The organism is Alkalihalophilus lindianensis (genome assembly GCF_032843265.1).
In the GTDB taxonomy this organism is placed as follows: Bacteria; Bacillota; Bacilli; order Bacillales; family Bacillaceae_D; genus Alkalihalophilus; species Alkalihalophilus lindianensis.
This window is the reverse complement of record NZ_JAWJBA010000010.1, coordinates 19,290-37,284: the sequence shown is the minus strand read 5'-3', so window position 1 is coordinate 37,284 and position 17,995 is coordinate 19,290. Positions and strand designations below refer to the sequence as shown.

Below are 17,995 nucleotides of genomic sequence, written 5' to 3'. Positions count from 1 at the left end.
CCAATAAATGAAGAAATTGATCAAGAACGGTACGATTGTAACGGCATCTGAAACATTTGAGGCAGACCTTCTTATCGAGGACGGCAAAATTGCATCAATTGGTGCAAACCTTTCTTCAAGTGGAGCAGAGATGGTTGATGCAAAAGGTCGCTATGTGTTTCCTGGAGGGATCGATCCTCATACTCATCTTGAGATGCCATTTGGTGGTACCGTTTCTAAGGATGATTTTGAATCTGGAACGATTGCGGCAGCATATGGTGGGACTACAACGGTTATTGACTTTTGTTTAACGAAAAAAGGAGAGCCGATGCAGTCCTCTATTAATGAATGGCATGCAAAGTCAAAAGACAAAGCTGTTATTGATTATGGATTCCACTTAATGATTGGTGAGATTAATGATGACGTCTTGGCTGAGATTCCAAAAGTAATCGCGGAAGAAGGAATTACTTCTTTTAAAGTATTTATGGCCTATAAAAATGTTTTCCAAGCAGATGACGAGACGTTATTTAGAACGTTAGTTACTGCAAAAGAGCTCGGTGGTCTTGTGATGGTTCATGCAGAAAATGGAGATGTTATTGATTACCTGACAAAGCAAGCTCTCAAAAAAGGGCAAACCGATCCTATCTACCATGCTCTAACACGTCCTCCTGAAGTTGAAGGAGAGGCCACAGGTCGAGCATGTCAGCTGACCGGTCTTGCTAACTCGCAACTATATGTTGTACATGTGTCGTGTGAAAATGCAGTAGAGAAGATTGCAGAAGCAAGACGTAAGGGTTTTGATGTATGGGGTGAGACCTGTCCACAATATCTAGTTCTTGATCAAACGGCATTGGAAAAACCAAATTTTGAAGGAGCGAAATATGTCTGGTCTCCTCCCCTTAGAGAAAAGCATCACCAAGATGTGCTTTGGAATGCGCTGAAGAATGGAGACTTGCAAACGCTTGGGTCAGACCAATGTTCGTTTGATTTTAAAGGACAAAAAGAGTTAGGAAGAGGTGATTTTACAAAGATTCCAAATGGAGGTCCTATTATTGAGGATCGAGTAAGCATCCTTTATTCAGAGGGGGTGGAGCAGGGACGAATCTCGTTAAATCAATTTGTTGATATAACATCTACTCGTATCGCCAAGTTATTCGGGTTATATCCTCAAAAAGGAACGATTGCAATTGGAGCAGATGCAGATCTTGTTATATTTGATCCAACGATAGAGCGTACGATTTCTGCAGACTCTCATCATATGGCAGTCGATTATAATGCCTTTGAAGGGATGAAAGTAAAAGGAGAGCCGGTCTCTGTTTTATCGCGAGGGGAGTTCGTCATTCGTGATAAACAATTCGTTGGTTCAAGAGGGCAAGGGAAATACGTAAAGAGAGCTAAGTACGGTCAGACTTTAACGAGTGATGCGAACGAAGCAATTTCTAAATAAATTAAATTGGAAATGAGCCGCCACCTAAACAAGATCGAATTAGAGAAGCTGGGGAGAGGGAAGCCAGTCACGCATGAACCTTTCTATGATTGATGAAAAGATGTATGATTGCTAGATTTCTAGCACATAAGAGGGGGATCTCGTGATGAAAAAAAACTCAAGTTATTTAAAGTCTCCTGACCTGCTTCCAATCACACATGGAGACCGTAAGATAAGTACATTAGGTTTCGCGATTATCTGGGTAGGCATGGCGGTCGTTTTAGCTGCATTTGCTATTGGTGGAGAAGGGGTTCAATCTTTACCACTTGGATTGGTCGTCCTAGCCACTATTATTGGATCGATTGCTATTGGTTTATGTATGACCTTGACTGGTGATATTGGGGTTGAGCACGGTTTATCCTTCCCTGTTTACATGAGGGCTCCATTTGGAACAATCGGTACTCATATACCCTCATTAATACGTGGTTTTGTTGCTTCATGTTGGTTTGGGATTAATACGTATTTCGGTGCTACTGCGATGAATGGAATACTATTTGTTCTAACTGGATTTGACAATTGGTTTGTCTGCTTCCTCTTTTTTGCGGCGATCCAAGTTGTTAATACGGCACTTGGGATTAAAGCTGTTGAACGTTTTGCTGATCTAGCAGCACCTATTATCATCATCATATCGGCATGGATGTATACTACATTATCAGACCAAGCACTAGCTGCAGGACGTGACGTTTGGAGCTGGATTGAAAGTCCGGTAACTGGTGGGGCTGCAGTTACTGCATTTGCCATTGTGATTATGAGTAACATGGGATTTTGGGGGACGCTCGCTGCTGATATGCCTTCTATTTCAAGGTTTATTAAAGCACCAAAATTGGAACGGAACTGGTTTAAACGTAACAGAGGACAAATTGTTGGAAGTCTTATAACTCTTCCTATTGTACAAACGTTCATGGTGATTATTGGGGCTGTATCTTTCATTGCTGTATCTAATTACGATCCGGTAGTCGCCTTACAAGAAGCCGCTAGTGGAATCGTTCTTGGGGTTTTATTACTAATGATTGTATTCGCCCAGTGGTCGACAAATATTTCAGCTAATCTTATTCCGGCAGCAACAATTTTCTCAAACGTTGGCGGACCTAAGCTGCCATTTTGGACTGGAGTAGTGGTTGCTGGCTTAATTGGTTTACTTGTACAACCGTGGAGTCTCTTTGGCATTATTATTCCTGCATTATTAATTGTCGGTGGTATCCTATCAGCGATTGTAGGGATTTTGGTAGCTGATTATTACTTTATTCGAAAACGCCGTGTGAATGTTGTTGATCTTTATAAAGAAGATGGACAATATCAATATTGGAAAGGGTTAAACATTGCAGGTCTACTTGCTTGGGTATTGGGTGGGGGGGCCGCATACTTTATTCAAACTTACTCATTTGTTGTTGGTTTTGTTGTGGGAGCAGCTGTATACTACGTACTTGCAAAATATTGGTGGTTTGAAAAATATCAACAAGCTGAGCTACTTGACCCTAGTGATGAGAAGTATTTAGGTATTACTGTAGGAAGAGACTGGATTATTGAAGATGATGATACACAAGAGCAAGCAAAAACTGCACAAAATGCTTAGATGGGAGGCAGCCAATGTCGGATTACCAAGAATTTCTTGCTGAGCGTGATGAAATTGATTATTTGATCCAACAAGGGTATGTCATTAAGGGAGTAACTGAAAATTTAAGTGGGGCCTTTGTGGAGTTTGAACTTCCACTCCATAAACGCTCTAATAGCGGGCAGCAATATGAGCGCCTTCATATTAAAACTGCGGATGCGAGAAAATACTTCTCAGTCCAACTTATCAATCAAAATAAACAAACAGGTTAACTAAAGGCTGTTCCTAGAAAGTGACTAGGAACAGCTTTTATCATTTTGTAAGGATTTCTTACATAGAGATTAAGAATGTAAGCAGGAGAAAAGGCAAGCATCATAGAAGTTAGTACCGTCCAGGACAATTTGATAGATAAAGTTTCTCTACTCTTTAAAAGAGGTGATGTTTAGATTATGAAATCGTACATATCTATCGAAGAGATTGTGAAACGAAAACACTTTGAACACATTGAAGTTATAGCCGGCATAGAAGGCTTAGATCGATTAGTGAAATGGGTTCACGTTGTTGAAGTCATTCAAATTCGGAACCTATTGAGAGGCAATGAATTGATTTTAACAACCGGTCTTGGATTTAAGGATGACCCCTCTTTATTTGTACAATTCATTCAACAATTGATTGAATGTGAGGCGGCAGGTCTATGTATTGAGATCGGTACGAACACATCCACCATTCCTCAAGAAGTCATTGATTTAGCAAACACTCATCAATTTCCTATCATCATGTTTAACCATGAAGTTCCCTTCGTAGAGATCACACAGGATATCCATTCAACATTAATTAATAAACAATACCAAGTCATAACCGATTTAGAATACTATTCTCAACAACTCAATAAAAAGTTATTAGAGATTAGTGAATACGATGAAATTTTAACATTTTGTCAAACGTATTTAAATGTCCAAGTCATGGCTCGCCTTAATGAAAATGATCTTAGGTTTTATCCAGATGCCCCCAAACGTGAAAAGCAAAAGTTAATGAAAGAAAGAGAATGTGCTAAGAGCATAAAGCAGGCTAGAATTGCATGGCAGCCAGTGATGTTACTTGGTAATGAATATGCAGAAGTAATCATTTTTTCAAAAGATAGAGACCTTACTGAATACGACTATCTAATCTTGGATCGCACAGTCACTGCACTTGCACAACAACTTTTACGTATCTTGTATGTAGAAGAAAGAAAGAATGCAGAGGAGTCACAATGGATGCTAGATTGGTTAGAAGGTGTTCATAGGGAAGAGATTATTCATGAACATTTAGCTTCTTTAGAACCGGGGTTAGAACTGAACGGGGCAGTAGTGTGTGTATGTAAATACCAACCAGTTAAGCATGGTGTAGAGTCAGATTGTACCTACTTAAAGTTATGGATGCGAACGGTCTTTGAACAATATGGATTTCATTTATTTACGATTGATGTGAGGCAGGATTTAGTATTAGTTCTCTGTAATAAGCGTTCAGCTGAGGATTGGAAGGAGCGGGCGGTGGAAGCTTTTGAACGAGTTAGACAACAAGAAGGAACCGGAAAGAAAAGCATCTCAGCTTATAAATTTGGAGTCGGAAAGTTTATTTATCAATTAGAGGAAATCTCTCTAAGCTACAAAACAGCAAGAGAAGCTTTATTACTTACAAATAGAGCTACTAAGAAAGATATGAGTATGTTTTATGATGATCTGCACTTATATCGTATACTATCAGTCATTCATCAGCACGCAAACCTAGATGAGATTGTGAGTGATTATTTAGCTCCGGTAATAGAGTACGATCAGCGTTATAACGGACAACTGCTAGAAACGTTAAAGGCTTATTTAGCATGCAGTGGATCAAAGCAAGAAACAGCGAAACGGTTATTCATTGTGAGACAAACTTTATATCATCGTATAGAAAAGCTAGAGAAAATATTAGGTACAGACTTTATGGAAGCCGAGAAAAGATTGGCGCTAGAATTTATGTTACTCGCCAAAGATTACTTGAGTATTGATAAACAATTGCATAAAAGATCCGTATGACGATGATGCACTCCTTCAGAAGGGTGCATTTTTTAATGACGTTCACTTAATTTTAGTTCGATGTTCATTTTGTGGAAAATTTAATGATGGTTATTTTACAGAATGTCTAATGAAACAAATCAAGGATTAGCGGATAATAGGATTATGGATCAAATAGTGTGAAAATTAAAATGACTAAGGGGGAGACTGGCATGGCGGTATTAAAGAAATCAACTGAGCTAAAAAATTACATTAATGGTGAGTGGGTAGCTTCAAATGGAACGGAAACTCTTGAGGTGCCGAATCCAGCCACAGGTGAGGTTCTTGCTTCTGTTCCTATCTCTACAAAAGAAGACGTTGACCAAGCGGTAAAAGCTGCAAATGAAGCGTTTAAAACATGGAAGACCGTCCCTGTACCGAAACGAGCGAGGATCTTATTCCGTTATCACTCATTATTAAGTGAGCGTCATGAAGAGTTAGCAAAGTTAATTGTTGAAGAGAATGGAAAAGCCTTTAAAGAAGCATATGGTGAAGTGCAACGAGGCATTGAATGTGTAGAGTTTGCTTCAGGTGCTCCTACACTTATTATGGGTGAGTCGTTATCAGGTATTGCTGAAGAGATCGATTCAGAAATGTTTCGTTACCCACTAGGAGTTGTGGGCGGGATTACGCCATTCAATTTCCCGATGATGGTTCCGCTATGGATGTTCCCACTTGCGATTGCTTGTGGTAATACATTTGTTTTAAAGCCATCAGAGAGAACACCATTACTGGCAAATAAATTGGTAGAGCTTTTTACTCAAGCTGGGGCACCTGCTGGTGTACTAAATATCGTTCATGGTGCTCATGATGTCGTAAATGGATTGTTGGACCACGAAGATGTCAAAGCCATTTCCTTTGTAGGTTCACAACCTGTTGCGAAATATGTGTATCAGCGTGCAGCGGCTGAAGGCAAGCGTGTTCAAGCCTTATCTGGTGCAAAAAATCATCACATTGTTATGCCTGATGCAGATATGGAAAAAGCAGCTCAACATATTATTAGCTCAACCTTTGGCAGCGCAGGTCAACGTTGTATGGCTTGTAGCGCAGTAGTTGTTGTAGGCGATAATGATAAATTTGTAAATCTATTAAAACAAAAAGCAGATGAATTAACAATCGGAAGTGGGATGGATGAAGATGTTCTGTTGACGCCTGTCATTCGTGATTCACATCGTGAAAAGGTACTGGGATACATCCATAAAGGAGTAGAAGAAGGCGCTTCTTTAATTCGTGACGGGCGTAAGGAAATGGATGAAATAAAACAAGGAACATTTTTAGGACCTACGATATTTGATCATGTCACTCCGGATATGACGATTGCAAAAGATGAAATCTTTGCTCCAGTTCTTAGTTTGTTACGTGCTGAGGATTTAGATGGTGGTCTTGAATATATTCGAAAATCACGCTACGGAAATGGTGCAACTCTATATTCAAAAGATGCAGGGGCAGTAAGAAAGTTCCGTGAAGAGGCAGATGCAGGAATGCTTGGAATTAATGTTGGTGTTCCGGCTACTATGGCATTCTTCCCATTTTCCGGCTGGAAAGATTCGTTTTATGGTGACTTGCATGTGAATGGGAAAGACGGAGTGAATTTCTTTACCCGTAAAAAAATGATTACTTCTCGTTTTGATTTTTAGGTAGATCTTTTAACAAGAAAGGAGGAGGTTGTATGGCAGAACTTAATCAAAAGCAGAATTTGAAAGCTGCTGATGAAAAATATCTGTGGCATTCCATGAAGCCATATAATCCAACTGCCACAATGGTAGTGGAAAAGGCTAAAGGAGCATGGATTACAGATAGTGATGGAAATGAGTATTTAGATGCGATGGCTGGCCTGTGGTGTGTAAATGTGGGTTATGGACGTACAGAGCTTGCAGAAGCTGCTTATGAACAATTGAAAGAGCTCGCCTATTTCCCATTAACTCAAAGTCATAAGCCGGCAATCGAGCTTGGTGAAAAGCTAAATGAAATGCTAGGTGATGAGTACGTTATTTTCTTCTCTAACAGTGGTTCCGAAGCAAATGAAGTTGCTTTTAAAATCGCGCGACAGTATCATCAGCAACGAGGTGAAAATGGTCGCTACAAGTTTATTTCACGATATAGAGCTTATCATGGTAATTCCATGGGAGCCCTTGCAGCAACAGGGCAAGCTCAACGTAAATATAAATACGAACCACTTGCACCGGGCTTTATTCATGTCCCTCCTCCAGATTCTTACCGTCGACCGGAGAGTGCTCAAGTTCCTGCTGAGTTAGCATCTGTACAGGATATTGACCAAGCGATGACTTGGGAATTAAGTGAGACGGTAGCTGCAGTGATTATGGAACCAATTATCACTGGGGGCGGGGTACTTGTTCCACCTGAGAATTATATGAAAGGCATTAAAGATGCTTGTGAGAAGCATGGAGCTCTTTTAATTGTCGATGAAGTTATTTGTGGCTTTGGTCGTACAGGGAAACCATTTGGATTTCAACATTACGGTGTACAACCTGATATTGTTACGATGGCCAAGGGGATTACCAGTGCTTACTTACCACTATCAGCAACTGCGGTGAAACGAGAGATTTATGAAGCGTTTAAAGGGACTGAGGAGTATGAATATCTTCGTCATGTAAATACCTTTGGAGGAAGTCCTGCTTCTTGTGCCTTAGCTTTGAAAAATCTTGAAATTATGGAGAAAGAGCAATTGTTTGAGCGGTCAGAAGAATTAGGGAATCAGATGAGAGCAGACTTCTCTACCTTACTTCAAAATAATCCTTACGTCGGTGATATAAGAGGGAAGGGCATGCTGATCGGAATTGAACTAGTGAAAGACAAAAGCACAAAAGAACCTCTAGATGTATCCTTAGTGAACCAAGTGATGGCAGTATGTAAGCAAAAAGGACTGATCATTGGGAAGAATGGTGCAACGGTTGCGGGCTTTAACAATGTGTTAACTCTTTCCCCGCCACTTTCTATTGAAGTAGATGATATAACATTTATCATCGACACATTAAAAAATGCCCTAAATGACCTAGAAAAGTAAAACACAAGCGAGAAGTCTCTGACTTCTCGCTTTTTATGAATAAGGACGATTTCATTTGGAGTATTCAGACTATATGTTCATCCTATATAATGGTAGGGTATACATAATAAGAATGATAAGCTGAAGAACGGTCGTGATGATTATGTCAAAGCCTAATCCATTAATGAATGATGAGCTATTCCAGGCGTGGTTAACTCAGACGAGTGATAGTATCTTTTTATGCAGTGAAATTCAAGGGAAATGGATCATGCACACCTATAATGATCCAGCAAAAAAATGGATAGAGCGCTTCTTTATTCATACAAAAGAGGGTTTTGAGTGTAAGGATATTCAATTGGAAAAAGCGTGTGAAAATGCTTTTAAAAAAGAGGAAAAGACCTCTTTTTCTTTCGCGTTGGGAGAACCCCAATTTGGTACCCTCATTTTGACATGTAATCCACTCTATTCACATGAAATCAATCAGAAAGTGGTATTAGTAATTGGCAAAAACGAGCAAAATTTAGTCGGTGCATCTCATGCATCATTACTCACGTATCTTACTAATACAGAAGATGCTGTACTAGTGCGTGATCTATCCGGTTTAATTACCTTTATCAATACCGCTTTTACAAACATGTTTGGGTGGGAAAGTGATGAAGTTATTGGTAAAAAGGTTTACGAAATTAATATTTTACCGATCTCTTTAATTGAAGAATCGACTTTAATAAACGAACGTTCTCTACAAGGAGAAAGTTACTCACATGTTACAACTCAAAGGGTCAGGCGAAATGGGGAATTATTTGATGTGTCCATTACCTATTCATATGTAACGGATCTAGAGGGGGACGTTATTGGTTCAATGAGTGTTTTCCGCGACATGTCTGAACAAAAAAAGATTGAATCTTTATTAAGAGAAAGTGAAGAGCGTTACCGAAAACTTATTGACCTCTGTCCGCTTCCAATTTTTGTACATGAAGACGGCCTTGTCCAATATGTAAATGACGCCGCTATTTCACTCGTTGGTGCTAAAGAAGAATCTCAATTACTTGGCCATTCTATGTATTCTTTTGCAAGTAAGGACCATCACGATCAAATACAAAAACGATCGAAGGATATTCATCAAAAAGAAGAGCAAGATGTGGTTGAGTACAAAATTCGTACATTAGATAATAAAAGCAAGATTATTGAAGCGATGGTGACGTCCATTACTATTATGGATAAAAGAGTCAACCTTGTTCTGTTAAACGACGTTACCGAGAAAAAACAACAAGAACAAGCTTTAAAAGAGAGCGAGAGACGTTATCGTTTAATAGCAAATAACTCTTACGATTTAATTTCGATTGTAAGCAGCGAGGGAATCGCGAAGTATATATCTCCATCTCATGAAAGATTGTTAGGTTATAAGGATACGGAATTGATTGGTATAAACGCTAAAGAGCGAATTCATCCTAATGACTGTGCTCACACTCAGGAAACACTTGAAAGGTTGTTAAAAACAAAAAAGCAACAGAGAATAGAGTACCGTATGTTTCGTAAAGATGGGACAGCGATTTGGCTGGAGTCAATTCTGAAGCTATTTGAAGAAGGAGAGAAGTCAGATGTCCTTATCGAGAGTCGAGATATTACAGAACGGGTAGAGAACGAAAAAATGATCCGAAAGTTAGACAAGCTCTCTGTGGTTGGGCAACTTGCCGCTGGAGTGGCCCATGAGATACGTAATCCATTAACCTCTATTAAAGGTTTTCTCCAATTGTACCAACAAAATAATCAAAAAAGTGAAGATAGTCATTATTGGGAGATTATCTTTTCTGAGTTAAATCGAATAGAAGAAATCATCAATGAGTTTATGGTTTTAGCTAAGCCTCAAGATGTTACCTTTAAGAGCATCCGAATAAAAGATCTAGTCTCACATACCATTGTACTGTTTCAATCAGAAGCACATCTTAATAATATTGAAATTGATGTCATCTATATAAACACAGAAAACGAAACCATCCACGTGGTAGAGAACCAGTTGAAGCAAGTATTTATCAACATCCTTCGAAATGCAATTGAAGCGATGAGACCTAATCATGGAAGAATCCGTATTAAGGTTGAAAACTGCAAGAATGAAAGAATCCGCTTTCGATTTATAGATAACGGTCCAGGCATTCCTAAAGATCGTCTTACTCATATTGGAACTCCTTTTTATACAACAAAAGAAAAAGGTATTGGACTTGGATTAACAATCAGTCAAAAAATAATCCATGATCATAAGGGAGATTTTACGATACGCAGTTCATATGGGAGAGGGACCATTATTGAAGTGGTATTAGATGTGAGATGAATCATAAAATAACGTCGAAAGAATACCTGAGTGTAGATCTCAGGTATTCTTTCATGCTTAGGCCCCTTAAAATTGAAAGTGGCTACTATATAAAGGAACTTATATTACTATGTTTATAAAATGTCTGATAATTCTATCAGATGCTTTTCTACTCTATTAAAAGAGTAGAGAGAAGACCTCTATCAAAACTCACCATAGACTAGATTTTGATAAATTATTCATAGGGGGTGATCGCCTATGAATCTTCAAAAATGGGGTAATGCATTGAAGATTAATCAATGGTTAAGAGTAAGTGTTTTAACTCTGTTGTTACTAGTAATGGTGGTAAGGGTGGCTAGTGCAAATGGGGGAAAGGAAGAGTACTTAATAGGAGTCAATTCAGATAAAGCAAAAGGACTTATCGAAAGTGCAGGCGGAGACATCCATCACGAATATGAAGCCTTTCCAGTTATTTTTGCAGAGTTACCAGAAGCTGCAAAACGTGGTTTAATAAATAATCCGCATATTGATTTTATTGAAGAGAATGAAGACGTTGAGATAGCTCAGACAGTTCCTTGGGGAATCCCATTTATTTACTCTGATGAGGTCCACCGTCAAGGCTATTATGGAAATGGTGTAAAGATAGCTGTATTAGATACTGGTATAGCTACACATCCAGATTTAGCAATTAAAGGTGGGGTAAGTTTTATTCCAACCGAGAATACCTATATAGATTACAATGGCCATGGTACACATGTAGCAGGAACGGTAGCCGCACTTAACAACTCTTACGGTGTACTTGGAGTTGCGCCTGGGGCAGATTTATATGCTGTAAAAGTTTTAGATCGTAAGGGTGGTGGCTCACACGCGACAATTGCTCAAGGAATAGAGTGGGCGATGAATAATGGGATGGACGTTGTAAACATGAGTTTAGGCAGTACGTCAGGGTCTACTACTTTACAGTTAGCTTCTGATCGTGCATCTAGTGCAGGCGTTCTTTTAATTGGTGCTGCCGGTAACTCAGGTCAACAAGGAGGCTCTAATAATATGGGGTATCCAGCGCGATATAACTCAGTAATGGCCGTAGGTGCTGTTGATCAAAATGGTACTCGTGCAAGTTTTTCGAGTTATGGAGCTGAACTTGAAATCATGGCACCAGGAGTTAATATTAATAGTACTCATTTAAATAATAGTTATCGTAGCTTAAACGGAACATCTATGGCTGCTCCTCATGTAGCAGGTGTAGCTGCATTAATTAAGCAAAAACATCCACATTTAACGGCATCACAGATTCGAAACCGTATGAATCAAACAGCTATTAACCTCGGTAACAGGACTTACTATGGGAATGGTTTAGTTGACGCTGAATACGCAGCTCAATAATGAACAATAGGCTACTTGGATAAACGGAGGTTGCCAGGCTCTTGTTTACCCGGAGCTTACATTATAAGTACATTTATATTTAAGTTTGAAAATCAAGGCGAAAGGCCCTCTATAAACTAATTAATGGTAAAAACAAGGCGAGAATTAAAATTCGGAAAAATAAAAAAACGGTTATACTAGAAATAACTGGAACTACTGTTGGGGGTGAGATAAATGACAATGAAACGTCTTGTAGCAGCATTAGTAATTGGAGCCTTTCTTTTAGGTGCTGGTGTATTAACAGATTCAAACCAACCAGCATCTATAGGTAATGTAACTGCTTTTGATCTTCCACACGCAGGAGATCTTCCGCACGCAGGTTAAGTGAAAAAGAAGCAATAGGCTAGGTGCCTATTGCTTCTTTCATTTGTTTTTCGGCAATTGCTGCCAACGTTAACTTCCCTTCAATTCTAAATAAGTATATAGCATCTTGAATATACTTTTTTCCTTCTTCATGCTGATTGGTTAAGATCAAACAATAACCTTTTTGGTATAAACATTCCCCAAGTAAATACAGCAGCTCATTCTCAATGCAAAGTTGAATCCCTTTTTCACTTAAATAAATCGATTTTTCATAATTTGTTAGGCTTTTTTCTGCTTTAGCATAATTGTAATAAACTCTAACTTTAATTTTAGGATTTAGCTGGGGGATCGTCGTTGTTCCATGAATAGCTCTTTCATAAATCTCTACTGAAGTATGTGGTTTACCACTTAAGTCGTAAACAACTCCAATGGCATTTAGAATTTGTATTTCTTCTTGTGAGTAGCCATCTTTTCCCTTGTAAGTAAGGTTTAGAGCATTAAAAAGTATTTTTAAAGATTCTTCATAATTCTTGGTCGTATATGCCATAGAAAAACCTTTATGCCAAAAAATAAACTGCTGCAGGTCTACACTTTCAAAAAGTGGATTTTTCTCTTCAGCAAGAATTAAGTCATAAACTTGTTCGTAATTCCGATTCATGGTGTGTTTTCTTACATCTTGTATGAAGTCTTGAATGTAATCATAACGTGGATTAGATGCCTCGTGGAAAAAGTGAGTCATATCCACTCCAAGGCGCCTGGATAGTTCAAAAAGGGTAGTTGAAAGAGGGATGAACTTACCGGCCTCAATATTGCTTATCTGTGCTTGTGTACAAATACCTTCCGCTAATTCATTTTGAGTAAGTCCTTTTAAGGTACGGTAAAATTTAATATTCTTGCCTATTGTATGTATATCCATAATCTCACCCTTTTCTCAATATTGACGTATAGATCTTCGGTAAGCGAAATACTTCTATATAAATACGATAACAATTATTTGCATTTTCGTCATGTGCCGTTAGAAGGGGAGAGGGTACTTTTTTCCAAAAGTAAATACGAGTATTTCTTACTCTTTTGTTAAGAGGGTTTGGTCCTTTAATTGTGGTTAATTAGACTTCGTGAGTGTTTTGGGGTTTGATATTAGTAAAGTTTAATAGTTAGAAAATAGAAATCAAGTAAAAAGTCATAGGATTATAATACTAACAATAGGGTATTGTTAGTAAATATAGTAAAATTAGATATAGGTAAGTTAAAAAGTTTAGACGGGTGTTTATGTCAGATAAGGATGGCGAAGAAGATGGCTAGAAAAAAGAAAGTTGATCAACAAGAGTTAATGCAAGTTACTGAAGAGCTTTTATTAAAGATAGGATATGAACGCTTGAACTTTAAGTTGATTGCTACTCAATTATTTGTAGGAAGGAGCACAATCTATGAATATTATTCAAACAAGGAGGAGCTTGTATCGGAATACATGCTAAAGTTAATGAACCAAGTTTTAGAGAGAGTTGATCAAATTGAGGAGGGGGAAAGTGTAGATCCTCTAACCAATTTAAGAAAAGTATTATCAGTATTACTTGATTATAACCATGTGCACTTAATAACAGAAATTACTCCAGTCTTAGATAGGACTTCTCCCATAGTTGATCAGAAATTAGTGAAACTAGCTGAATTAGAACAGAAACTTTTCACCTTTATTCATACTCAATTTCAGATAGCAGAGCAATTAGGTGTGTTACGTCAAGATGTTCAAGTACAAATTAAAACAAATTTTCTTTATCAATTAATAAAATTGAAGAAGGAAGAAAACATCGAGCGGGAGGAATGGGCAGATGTTTTATTTTCTCTGCTTATAAATGGCCTAAAAAAATAACGGATTATAAATAAGATAAAATTATATCCAAGGCAGGGTATAATTTTATCTTATTTATATCCGACGATCTAGTCGATTATTTTAATAAATAAAAAGTAGGTAAAGAAAGAGCCTATTCGATAGGGGTTCTTTCTTTACCTACATCCATTTTTCTCCCCAAGTTTGGATTGAAGAAATCACAGGTTCTAAGGCGAGTCCTTTTTCTGTTAGCTCGTATTCAATTCGAACGGGCTTTTCAGGGTACACATTTCGTACAATGACCTCTAAATCCTCTAATTCTTTCATTCGTTCAGTTAATATGCGATCACTCATATCTGGTATTTGGAATTTAATTTCTTTGAACCTTTTTGGGCCATCAAGTAATACTCGAATAATTAAACCCGTCCATTTCTTGCCTAATAGTTCTGCAGCATGCTCATATTTTGGGCACATCCTACTGTAGTCCATATTATTCACCTCATTAGGTTTAGTTTACCATACATTAGAGGTATAGATAAGAAAGGAGACAAGAGAAACCTAATTGATTGACAATTGAAAAAAGTATAAATAATATATATTTTATAGTTACTATAAAAAAGTTAGTATAAGGAGTGTTCAGTTCATGGCAAAGGTACTCGTGCCGTATTACAGTGCATATGGTCATATTTATGAAATGGCAAAGGCAGTCGCAAAAGGTGCAGAAGAGGTTGAAGGGACCGAGGTGAAGCTTGTTAAAATTCCAGAGTTTGATGTAGTGAAACAAGCAATGTCTAGTCAAGATGCTTATGTACAAGCGCAAGATAATCAAGATGACGTAGCGGAGGCAACTCATGATGATTTGCGTTGGGCTGAAGGAATAGCTTGGGGAATCCCTACTAGGTACGGCTCTATGCCTGCTCAAATGAAACAGTTTCTCGATTCTGCAGGAGGCTTATGGGCGAACGGAGAACTAGAAGGTAAAGCTACCTCCATATTTACTAGTACAGGTTCTGTGCATGGCGGTCAAGAAACAACTATTATTACCTCGCTTATTCCCATGCTCCATTTCGGTATGATTTTTGTTGGTCTTCCTTACGGAGAGAATCCTGAGCAACTAACAACAGATGGGATTGGCGGAAGTCCATATGGTGCATCAACTATTTCAGGACCAGATGGTTCAGCTTCTCCAGATGAAAGAGACTTTGTGATGGCTAAGCGACTAGGTGCACGATTAGCAAAAGTTGCTCATAAATTAAATCAATAACAAAACCGAGTTAAAGCATGAAGGATGAACAATCCTTCATGCTTTATTTTTGAATTCAGTACCATTTGTTGGGCTCTCTTCGTATAATGATGGTAAGAAGTAACCACAAAGTTCAAAGAATTGTTTGAAACTTGAGTCATAAGGATGTGAGCTTATGTTCAAACAAATTGTCGTAGCAGCAGATGGATCTGAGCATTCAATGAAAGCTGTAGAAAAGACAATTGAATTAGCAAAAGACAGAGATACTAAAGTATTTGTAGTGTATGTAGTAGATGGTTCGACCTCTAAAGTCGATGTGCTCGATAGTTGGGATTCGTTAGGGATTTCTGAGAAGCGTAACAAGAGGTTAGCTGCTATGGAACAACAAGCTAAGTCTGAAAACATTAATTATGAAGTGAAAATCATTCGTGGAGAGCCTGCATATGCGATTGTTCAATTTGCTCACTCAATTGAAGCTGACTTAATTGTAATTGGAAGTCGAGGATTAAATCAGCTTCAACAATTGGTTTTAGGTAGCGTTAGTCATAAGGTGATGAAAAGAGCAACTTGCCCTGTATTAATAATGAGATAGCGAATAAACCTTGCCTAATGGTAAGGTTTTTTTTGTGAGAAAGCTAGGCGTTCTCATTGAATTAAAAAAGTTGTAAGAAATGATTGACCTTTTTGAATCTTCTGTTATATAATAATAAAAAATAAACGAAGTTGTATTAAAACAGAGAGGGTGTTATGGATGAGCAGAAAAGAGCGCGAGAATATGATCCAATTTCTTACTACAGTTGAGGGAATGCATGAGAGAAAATTAATGTTAATGACTGATGCAGATATTGAGCATATCTATACGCGAGTATATAGCATGCATGAACGTAATTAATAAAACCTCTCCATCGACTGATTAGTCGATGGAGAGGTTTTATTTTTGAAGTACTAGAGTAATGTTCAAAATATTTTCAGGAAAATAGAGAGCGAAATAAGGTATACTACCTAAAGAATGCTCTTGAAGGGTGGATATAATGAAATTTTCAAATAAAACCTTATTTATCATCATTACCTCTATTACGGCATTATATGGATTACTTTATTGGGTGATTGGGCATATTCTTACAACTTAATTAGTCTAATTTCTTTATTAGCCTGTACGCTTCTAATAGACATTTTACGACAACCATTTCGACTTTCACTTTCTAATTCGATTTATTTCCCCGGCAATTTGTCGAAAAAAAGCAGTCTCTTTTAAAAGAGACTGCTTTTTTGATTATAAATGTTGAAGTTGGGCTAAAAAAGCAGTCGCAATGCCAAAGTAGATCATTAATGAGAAGATATCATTAATCGTGGTAATAAGTGGGCCTGATGCTACAGCTGGGTCAACGCCGAAGCGATATAGCATAAGCGGAATAAGCGTTCCTGCTAGTGTACCAACGATTAATGTAATTAATAAAGAAACACCAACAACTAGGCCTAATGTGAAGCTTCCGATCCATACAGTCGCGACAATAAGGATAAGAATTCCACATGTGATTCCGATAATGATCCCGACCCTAAGTTCACGTAAGACTAACCTAATGACAGTTTTTTGATCAACATCACTTGTAACGATTCCTCGTACAACAACGGCTAATGATTGAGTACCTGTATTACCAGTCATCCCAGCTATCATAGGCATGAAGAAAATGAGTGCTACAACTTGATCAAGGGTTTCTTCAAAACCACTAATGATACTTCCGGAGAGTAAACCAATAAATAATAACAAAATAAGCCACGGAAGGCGTCTAAAAGAAGCTGTAGTTGCTTTGGTATTAAAGTCAATGTCTTTACCGGATGCAGAGAGTTTCTCGATATCTTCATTCGCTTCACGTATGACGATATCAATCGCATCATCTACCGTGATAATACCTAGAAGAATATTCTTTTCATCTACAACAGGAACGGCAATAAAGTCATAGCGTTCAATTGTTTGGGCTACTTCTTCTTGGTCAGCATCTACAAGAACAGATACCACTCGGTTAAACATAATATCTTCAATCTTTTCTTCGCCATCTGCTATTAATAAGTCACGGTAGGATACGACACCTACTAATTTCTTTTCTTCGTTTATGACATATAAATAATAGATGTTCTCTGAAAAGCTGGCATATTCTTTAAGTTTATTAACGGCTTGCTTTACCGTCTGATTAGCGTTAATCCAGACAAATTGGTTAGTCATTAATCCCCCGGCAGTTTCAGCAGGGTAGCTCATCAGTGATCGAATCTTTTGAGAATCTTCTTTTCTCATAACGTCTAAAAATTCTTGGATCTTCTCGGTTGATAATTCATTAAGTAAGTCGGCGAGGTCATCATTATCCATTAAATTCATAACTTTTGATGATCGTTCAATGCCTAGTTTGTGCAAAATTTCAATTTGCATTTCATAATCTAATTCCTGGATTAAATCAGCAATTTGATCAGAAGTTAAGAAAGTTAGGAATTTATGATGATGCTTTTCTGGAAGTCCTCGATACAGCTGGGCAACATCATATGGATGTAGCTCTTCTAATAACTGTTGGAGAGCTGATCGTTTTGCCTCTTTGATATATTTAATAACAAGTACAAGTAGTTGGTCTTCAGTCATATTTGCAACCAATGCGCACACCTCGCTTCTCTCATTTATATACTTTACAAAAAAAGAATGATGATGTAAAACCCTTGATGACAAATAATCCTTATTACATTCCCTATACGGTAAAAGGTCAAACAGCCTCAAAGAATTTTAAATATACAAAATACATTGAAAGTATCTGGGTTTT

16 protein-coding genes are annotated in these 17,995 nt (G+C 37.8%); 13 read left to right on the top strand and 3 right to left on the bottom strand.

The window, feature by feature from the left end; translation table 11 throughout:
• Window positions 1-7: 7 nt before the first annotated feature.
• The 9 genes from hydA (at window position 8) to RYX56_RS19385 (ending at window position 12,147) form a co-directional block, all read left to right on the top strand.
• On the top strand, window positions 8-1,426 hold the full coding sequence (gene hydA, locus RYX56_RS19425; RefSeq protein ID WP_317123691.1) for a dihydropyrimidinase: 1,419 nt from the start codon (window positions 8-10) through the stop codon (window positions 1,424-1,426).
• A 145-nt stretch (window positions 1,427-1,571) separates the two neighbouring features.
• Complete coding sequence (locus RYX56_RS19420) at window positions 1,572-3,038, top strand: NCS1 family transporter (RefSeq protein ID WP_317123690.1); 1,467 nt, start codon at window positions 1,572-1,574, stop codon at window positions 3,036-3,038.
• A 14-nt stretch (window positions 3,039-3,052) separates the two neighbouring features.
• Window positions 3,053-3,289, top strand: coding sequence for a hypothetical protein (locus RYX56_RS19415; RefSeq protein ID WP_317123689.1), 237 nt, complete (start codon window positions 3,053-3,055; stop codon window positions 3,287-3,289).
• Between the two features lie 177 nt (window positions 3,290-3,466).
• Entirely contained in the window at window positions 3,467-5,074 is a 1,608-nt protein-coding gene (locus tag RYX56_RS19410; protein ID WP_317123688.1) for a PucR family transcriptional regulator, read from the top strand.
• Window positions 5,075-5,265: 191 nt separating this feature from the next.
• Complete coding sequence (locus RYX56_RS19405) at window positions 5,266-6,729, top strand: CoA-acylating methylmalonate-semialdehyde dehydrogenase (RefSeq protein ID WP_317123687.1); 1,464 nt, start codon at window positions 5,266-5,268, stop codon at window positions 6,727-6,729.
• A gap of 32 nt (window positions 6,730-6,761) precedes the next feature.
• Window positions 6,762-8,117, top strand: a complete 1,356-nt coding sequence (locus RYX56_RS19400; RefSeq protein ID WP_317123686.1) for an aspartate aminotransferase family protein — start codon at window positions 6,762-6,764, stop codon at window positions 8,115-8,117.
• A gap of 136 nt (window positions 8,118-8,253) precedes the next feature.
• The gene (locus RYX56_RS19395) at window positions 8,254-10,422 is read left to right on the top strand and encodes a PAS domain S-box protein (RefSeq protein WP_317123685.1); all 2,169 of its coding nucleotides are present in this window, start codon (window positions 8,254-8,256) and stop codon (window positions 10,420-10,422) included.
• A 237-nt stretch (window positions 10,423-10,659) separates the two neighbouring features.
• Window positions 10,660-11,784 carry a S8 family peptidase gene (locus RYX56_RS19390; RefSeq protein ID WP_317123684.1) on the top strand — a complete coding sequence of 375 codons (1,125 nt, stop codon included), beginning with the start codon at window positions 10,660-10,662 and terminating at the stop codon, window positions 11,782-11,784.
• A gap of 213 nt (window positions 11,785-11,997) precedes the next feature.
• On the top strand, window positions 11,998-12,147 hold the full coding sequence (locus RYX56_RS19385; RefSeq protein WP_157860751.1) for a hypothetical protein: 150 nt from the start codon (window positions 11,998-12,000) through the stop codon (window positions 12,145-12,147).
• Window positions 12,148-12,166: 19 nt separating this feature from the next.
• Here the strand turns inward: RYX56_RS19385 and RYX56_RS19380 are convergent, their stop codons facing one another.
• Window positions 12,167-13,042 carry a helix-turn-helix domain-containing protein gene (locus tag RYX56_RS19380; RefSeq protein ID WP_317123683.1) on the bottom strand — a complete coding sequence of 292 codons (876 nt, stop codon included), beginning with the start codon at window positions 13,040-13,042 and terminating at the stop codon, window positions 12,167-12,169.
• 378 nt (window positions 13,043-13,420) lie between these two features.
• Here RYX56_RS19380 and RYX56_RS19375 point away from each other — a divergent pair, with 378 nt between their 5' ends.
• Complete coding sequence (locus RYX56_RS19375; RefSeq protein ID WP_317123682.1) at window positions 13,421-13,993, top strand: TetR/AcrR family transcriptional regulator; 573 nt, start codon at window positions 13,421-13,423, stop codon at window positions 13,991-13,993.
• Between the two features lie 138 nt (window positions 13,994-14,131).
• Here the strand turns inward: RYX56_RS19375 and RYX56_RS19370 are convergent, their stop codons facing one another.
• Window positions 14,132-14,440, bottom strand: coding sequence for a winged helix-turn-helix transcriptional regulator (locus tag RYX56_RS19370; protein ID WP_317123681.1), 309 nt, complete (start codon window positions 14,438-14,440; stop codon window positions 14,132-14,134).
• A gap of 154 nt (window positions 14,441-14,594) precedes the next feature.
• On the opposite strand from RYX56_RS19370, the gene wrbA reads away from it, so the two are divergent.
• From wrbA to RYX56_RS19355, 3 genes are all read left to right on the top strand, one after another.
• Window positions 14,595-15,215: an NAD(P)H:quinone oxidoreductase gene (gene wrbA / locus RYX56_RS19365; RefSeq protein ID WP_317123680.1), complete on the top strand. Its 621-nt coding sequence runs from the start codon at window positions 14,595-14,597 to the stop codon at window positions 15,213-15,215.
• A 154-nt stretch (window positions 15,216-15,369) separates the two neighbouring features.
• Window positions 15,370-15,786, top strand: coding sequence for a universal stress protein (locus RYX56_RS19360; protein WP_317123679.1), 417 nt, complete (start codon window positions 15,370-15,372; stop codon window positions 15,784-15,786).
• Between the two features lie 159 nt (window positions 15,787-15,945).
• A complete protein-coding gene (locus RYX56_RS19355) occupies window positions 15,946-16,086 on the top strand; it encodes a BH0509 family protein (RefSeq protein ID WP_047973582.1) in 141 nt (46 codons plus the stop codon).
• Between the two features lie 381 nt (window positions 16,087-16,467).
• On the opposite strand, the gene mgtE is transcribed toward RYX56_RS19355, so the two are convergent.
• A complete protein-coding gene (gene mgtE, locus RYX56_RS19350; protein WP_317123678.1) occupies window positions 16,468-17,832 on the bottom strand; it encodes a magnesium transporter in 1,365 nt (454 codons plus the stop codon).
• Between the last annotated feature and the right edge of the window lie 163 nt (window positions 17,833-17,995).